At 72.9% G+C, this 5047-nt stretch carries 4 protein-coding genes; 2 read left to right on the top strand and 2 right to left on the bottom strand.

Annotated elements, in window-relative coordinates; genetic code table 11:
- Positions 1-153: 153 nt before the first annotated feature.
- Positions 154-1461 (top strand): MFS transporter, encoded by a 1308-nt coding sequence (locus CKO43_RS24910; RefSeq protein WP_200380350.1) that lies wholly within the window; start codon positions 154-156, stop codon positions 1459-1461.
- A 54-nt stretch (positions 1462-1515) separates the two neighbouring features.
- Here the strand turns inward: CKO43_RS24910 and CKO43_RS24905 are convergent, their stop codons facing one another.
- Positions 1516-2499, bottom strand: a complete 984-nt coding sequence (locus CKO43_RS24905) for a Bug family tripartite tricarboxylate transporter substrate binding protein (protein ID WP_200380349.1) — start codon at positions 2497-2499, stop codon at positions 1516-1518.
- A 40-nt stretch (positions 2500-2539) separates the two neighbouring features.
- Positions 2540-3415, bottom strand: a complete 876-nt coding sequence (locus tag CKO43_RS24900; protein WP_200231796.1) for an isocitrate lyase/PEP mutase family protein — start codon at positions 3413-3415, stop codon at positions 2540-2542.
- Between the two features lie 153 nt (positions 3416-3568).
- On the opposite strand from CKO43_RS24900, the gene CKO43_RS24895 reads away from it, so the two are divergent.
- Positions 3569-5047: sigma 54-interacting transcriptional regulator (locus CKO43_RS24895; RefSeq protein WP_242481392.1), on the top strand; the 1479-nt coding region annotated here is incomplete at its 3' end.

Genomic DNA, 5047 nt, shown 5'->3' with positions numbered 1-5047 from the left:
GCGGGCGGGCATGCGCCGACGATAGCGCCGGCCCCTCGCTTTGTATCGATACAGGACGACCTCGCCTGGGTCGATACAGCGGCGCGTGATGCCGGTGCGGCGGCGCCGGCTGTGGCTTTCGCCGCCGCCGGCGGCTGCCTAGAGTGCGGCGCGATGACGAAGCCCACGACTCCTTTCCCGATCGCCACGTGGCCGCAGCTGCCGGCCGCCGTGCTGCGGCTGATGATCGGCGAATGCCTGGGGCTGCTGGCTGCGGGCGCCATGCAGCTGGCGCTGGCCTGGTGGATCAGCAGCGCCGGCGGTGCCGCCGCGCTGGCGCGCTACGGCGTCTTCAGTGCGCTGGCGGCGCTGCTGGTGACGCCACTGCTGTCGCCGGCCGGTGACCGCTGGCCCAAGCGCCGCGTGATCCGCCTGGGCAAGCTGCTGCTGGTGGCGGACGCGCTGCTGCTGGCGCTCTTGTGCCAGGCCGGTGTCTACGATCTGTGGCTGCTGTGCGCCTGCGGGCTGCTGTCGGTGGCGGCGCAGGCGCTGCTGTGGCCGGCCGAAGCCAGCATCCTCCCCGAGCTGGTGCCGGCGGCCGGCCTGCCGGCGGCGATCCGGCTGCGGCGCGGCGCGCAAGCCGTCGGCGGGCTGCTCGGGCCGGGGCTGGCCGGGTTGGTGCTGGCCGGCGCCGGTCTGGGCGCGGCGATGGTGCTGAACCTGCTGCTGTTCACGCTGGCCGCGCTCGCCGCGTGGCGGGTCGGCAACCCCGGGCGGACGGCCCCGGCGTCGGCGCGCCGTGGCTGGTTCGGCGAGATGGCCGACGGCCTGCGTGCCAAGTGGCAGGTGCGGCTGGACCGCTGGTGGACGCTGGTCGGCGCGCTGATGATGCTGTGCCTGCTGCCGACGACGGGGCTGCTGCTGCCGCTGCGAATCCAGGCGCTGGGGCTGTCGGCCGCCTGGTTCGGCGCCTGCAGCGCGGCGCTGTCGGTCGGCCTGCTGCTGGGCGTGGCCGGGCTGGCGACGGCGCTGATCGCGCGTGTCGGCCGCAGCCGCGCGCTGGCGTTGGCCATCAGCACGATTGCCGCAGCGATGGCCGGCGTGGGCTGCAGCGGCCAGGCGCCGGTGCTGGTGGCACTGTTTGCGCTGATCGGCCTGGGGATGTCGGTGACGCAGCTCGTCGGCCAGGCCCACCGCATGCTGGCGATACCCGAGGACTACCGCGCCCGCATGAGCGCCGCCCATCTGGCGGTCGCACACCTGGCCGCGGCGCTGGGGCCGGCGCTGGCCGGCGCGTTGCTGCAGCAGATGGCGGTGCAGACGGTGTATCTGCTGCTGGCGGCCGCGTTCGCCGGCAGTGGCCTGCTGCTGCTGGCGGTGCCGGGGCTGGGGCTGTTCCTGCGCCAGGACCACGAGGGCGTGCGCGACTGGTATGCCCGCCACTACCCGCGGGCGTTCAACCGGCCTTGGCCTCGGGCGTGAGATCGCCCGGGCCGAGCAAGGCAGTCGACGCCCTGCGGCATCGCATGTCCGGTTTCAGTCGAGGCGGATGCCGGCTTTCTTCACGATAGGCCCGTAGGCGGCGAAGTCGCGCTGCATCGCCACCCGGAACTGGTCGGGCGTGCCCGGGGTCGGCTCGATGCCGAGCACGGCCAGCTTGTCGCGCACGCCAGGGTCGTTCAGCACCGCGTTCAGCTCGGTGTTCAGGCGCGCGACGATGGCCGGCGGTGTCGCCGCCGGCGCCAGCAGCCCGACCCAGCTGTCGACGACGAAGTCGGGCACGCCGGCTTCGGCGAAGGTCGGCACGTCCGGCAGCGAACTGCTGCGGCGGGCGCTGGAGACCGCGATCGCCTTCAGCTTGCCCGCCTTGACGTGGGCGTGGGCGCTGGCGACCGCCGTGTAGACCAGCGGAATCGAGCCGCCCATCACGTCCGTCAGCGCCTGGCCGCCCCCTTTGTAGGGCACGTGCTCGAGCTGGGCGCCGGTGCGCTGCGCCAGCATCTCGCCGGCGACGTGCGGCGTGCCGCCTATGCCCGAGGTGCCGTAGGCCAGCGGCTGCTTCTTCGACAGCGCGATCACGTCCTGCAGCGTCTTCACCGGCACGCCCGGGTGGGCGACCAGGATCAGCGTCGCGTCGCCTATCTTGCCGATGGGGGTGAAGTCCTTCTGGGTGTCGAACGGCACCTTGGCGAAGATGTGCGGGTTGATGACCAGCGTGCCGTCGAAACCCAGCAGCAGCGTGTAGCCGTCGGCCGGCGCCTGCGCCGCCTGCGCCGCGCCGATGTTGCCGCTGGCGCCGGGCTTGTTGTCGACGATGACCTGCTGGCCCAGGCGCTTGCCGAGCGCGTCGGCGATCAGCCGGCCGCTGGCGTCGGTGACGCCGCCGGGCACGAAGGGCACGATCAGCCGGACCGGCTTGTTCGGATAGGCCGTTTGCGCCGCAGCCGGGCCGGCGGCCAGGGTGCTCAGGATCAGCGCCAGGGCCGTGCCGAGCAGCGTGCGCCGGTGGTTCGTCGTCATGCTTGTCTCCTCGTCTTCTCTGGTGTGGGTCTTGTGGGGCTCAGGCGGGGTCGGCCCAGCGGCGCTCGAAGGCGTGCACCTCGGGGAAGCCCATCAGCGTCGTCAGCTCGGCGAAGTCCATCAGCGGCTGCTGCAGACCGGCGGTCGAGCCCTGTTCGTGCAGCACGCGGTAGACGGCCTGCATCGCCTGCGTCGCCGCCAGCAGCGCGCTGACCGGGAAGATCGCGATGCGGTAGCCCAGCGCCTCGAGCGTGGCGCGCGGCAGCACCGGCGTGCGGCCGCCGTCGACCATGTTCGCCAGCAGCGGCTTGTCCAGCGCCTGGCCGATGCGGCGCATCTCGTCCTCGCTCTCGGGCGACTCGACGAACAGGATGTCGGCACCGGCGCGTGCGTAGGCCTCGGCGCGGCGCAGCGCTTCGTCCAGGCCGAGCGTGCTGCGTGCGTCGGTGCGCGCGATGATGAGGAAGTCGGCGCTGCGGCGCGCGTCGGCGGCGACGCGGATCTTCTTCACCATGTCCTCGACCGGCACGACACGCCGGCCCGGCGTGTGGCCGCACTTCTTCGGCACCTCCTGGTCCTCGAGCTGGATCGCCTGGGCGCCGGCGTCCTCGTAGCCGCGCACGGTGTGGGCGACGTTGAGCAGGCCGCCGTAGCCGGTGTCACCGTCGGCGATCAGCGGCGTGCGCGCCAGCGTCGCCATCTGGCGCACGCGGCCGACCATGTCGCTGTAGGTCGCCAGGCCCGCGTCGGGCAGGCCCAGGTGGCTGGCGACGGTGCCGAAGCCGGTCATGTAGAGCGCGTCGAAGCCGAAGGCGTCGGCCTGGCGCAGCGAGACCATGTCGTGCACGCCGGGTGCGACGACGAGGCCGGGTTGCTGCAGGCGCTGGCGCAGCGTGGGGAGGAGGGGCGTGTTCATGCCTGTGATGGTGCAGAGCTCGTGCCACGCCGGGTTTGCCCGAATCGGGGCACGCAAGTGCTTGTCGCGCCTGAGGGCTGCTGATCCGGGTTGTTGCGGTGGCGTTGCATGCAACACCAATGCAACACTGACCGCGTTGCCAACGGGGGCCCGATGTCGCTGCCGCGCCTGTGTTTCCTGTCCTACCCGGCGCTGCGTGCGTTCGCGGCGCCGGTGATCGCCGAATACGCCGACCGCGCCCGCATCGAGGTCGTCGACGGCGCTTTCGACGCCGCGCTGGCGGCGGCGCGCGAGCGCCTGGCGCGGCGCACGGTCGACGTCTTCGTCAGCGCCGGCGCCAACGCCAGCCTGATCCGGCGCCAGCTGCCGGCGCCGGTGGCGACCATCCAGGCCGGCGGCTTCGACATCCTGCAGGCGCTGATCCGGGCGCGCGAACGCCATCCTCGTGTCGGCGTGCTGCATTACGGCGCGACGATCCCCGAGCTCGACGCCGTCAAGGGGCTGCTGAAGCTCGAGATCCGCCAGTGCGCCTACGCCACGCCCGAAGAAGCACGCGAACGCCTGCGCCGGCTGCGCGACGACGGTTTCCCGGTCGTCGTCGGCTCCAGCCTGGTGCTGGAGCTGGCGGCCGAGGCCGGCATCGAAGGCGTGCTGGCGTATTCGCTGGGCGGCATTCGCCGCGGTTTCGACGACGCGCTCGAACTCGCGCGTGTCGCCCGCCTGGAAGCGGGCCGCACCGGCCAGCTCAACGCCGTGCTGCAGCACCTGCAGGACGCGGTGCTGGCCGTCGACCGCCACGGCCTGGTCACCGCCGCCAACCCGGCGATGCAGCGTGCGCTGGGCGAGCCGGCGCTGCCGCTGGTCGGGCGCACGCTGGACGCCTTGCCCGATGAACTGGCGCTGGCCTCGGTGCTGCGCGGCGCGCCGCCCGACAACGGCAGCGTGCTGCGGCTGCAGGGCCGCGACTGGGTGGCGGCGCGCCGGCCGCTGCTGGAGGGCGGCCGCATCGCCGGCGCGACACTGACGCTGTACGAAGCCGGCAGCATCCACGAAGCCGACAACCGCCTGCGCATCCAGCAGCGTCGGCGCCAGCAGCCCGGGCCGGCACGGGCGCGCTGGTGCTTCGAGGACCTGCTCGGCCGCGACGCCACCTTCGTGCGCCTGCTGCAGACGGCGCGGCGTTATGCGCAGACCGACCTGTCCATCCTGATCCGCGGCGAAAGCGGCACCGGCAAGGAACTGCTGGCGCAGGCCGTGCACCAGGCGAGCACGCGTGCCGCCCGGCCTTTCGTCGCGATCAACTGCGCCGCGCTGCCCGAAGGCCTGCTCGAGAGCGAACTCTTTGGCCACGAAGAAGGTGCTTTCACCGGCGCGCGCCGCGGCGGCCAGCGTGGGCTGTTCGAGGCCGCTCACACCGGCACGCTGTTCCTCGACGAGGTCGGCGACATGCCGCTGGCGCTGCAGACGCGGCTGCTGCGTGTGCTGCAGCAGCGCGAGATCCAGCGCCTGGGCTCGGCGCAGGCGATTCCCGTCGACGTGCGTGTGATTGCGGCCACGCACCAGCCGCTGGAGCAGATGGTCGCCGAGCGGCGCTTCCGCCACGACCTGCTGCACCGGCTGGACACGCTGCGG

The organism is Rubrivivax gelatinosus (assembly GCF_016583785.1).
GTDB classification, from domain to species: Bacteria; Pseudomonadota; Gammaproteobacteria; order Burkholderiales; family Burkholderiaceae_C; genus Rubrivivax; species Rubrivivax gelatinosus_B.
This window is presented reverse-complemented; position numbering and strand designations above follow the sequence as displayed.

What these genes read in the sequence shown, in the direction of transcription:
- CKO43_RS24910 (WP_200380350.1), top strand. Translation starts at nt 154, where the DNA reads ATGACGAAGCCCACGACTCCTTTCCCGATCGCCACGTGGCCGCAGCTG.
- CKO43_RS24905 (WP_200380349.1), bottom strand. Translation starts at nt 2,499, where the DNA reads ATGACGACGAACCACCGGCGCACGCTGCTCGGCACGGCCCTGGCGCTG.
- CKO43_RS24900 (WP_200231796.1), bottom strand. Translation starts at nt 3,415, where the DNA reads ATGAACACGCCCCTCCTCCCCACGCTGCGCCAGCGCCTGCAGCAACCC.